This is a genomic window from Flavobacterium ustbae (genome assembly GCF_003946915.1).
Lineage (GTDB): Bacteria > Bacteroidota > Bacteroidia > Flavobacteriales > Flavobacteriaceae > Flavobacterium > Flavobacterium ustbae.
In genome coordinates, this window is sequence record NZ_RPOC01000049.1 from 1 (window position 1) to 468 (window position 468).

The 468-nt window shown below is 35.9% G+C and carries 1 protein-coding gene; it reads right to left on the bottom strand.

Translation table 11 applies throughout. From position 1 onward, the window contains the following. Positions 1–148 precede the first annotated feature (148 nt). A complete protein-coding gene (locus tag EG814_RS21065) occupies positions 149–325 on the bottom strand; it encodes a hypothetical protein (protein WP_164515356.1) in 177 nt (58 codons plus the stop codon). Positions 326–468 lie beyond the last annotated feature (143 nt).

Consider the following 468-nt stretch of genomic DNA (forward strand, 5'->3'; position numbering starts at 1 on the left):
TTTCTTTTGAAAACCCTGTTTCCAGCGAAACGGGGTTTTCTGTTTTATATGCCTTTCTGAAAATAATATCCTTCTCTTGTGAAATCTGGAACCAGAAAAGCCATTTAATGCTCTTGTTTGAATTGATTAATTAATTGATCTGCATTTTTTAAGGCAAAAGCAGTTCTGATTTTAATTTCAGAGGGCTTTTTGGCAATCGCATTTTTTCAAAGTTTTCTTTTCTGGAGATGCTCTGTCTATTTTTTTGGCAGATGCCGAGCCTTCCATCTTGATCAGGATGCAGGGCTGAATCTGAATTGGCTGGTGCTTTGAAGCTTTCAGGCATTGCGGCTATTTGGCTAGACGCTGGACTTTCAGGGATCAAGTCTAAATGTTGTGGGGAAATATTAAAAAGTCGATTTTTGTATTTTAATCTTATATAGAAATGCAGGACTCTTTTATCGATATATTAAAGTTATTATTACCGGA

What these genes read in the sequence shown, in the direction of transcription:
- EG814_RS21065 (WP_164515356.1), bottom strand. Translation starts at nt 325, where the DNA reads ATGCCTGAAAGCTTCAAAGCACCAGCCAATTCAGATTCAGCCCTGCAT.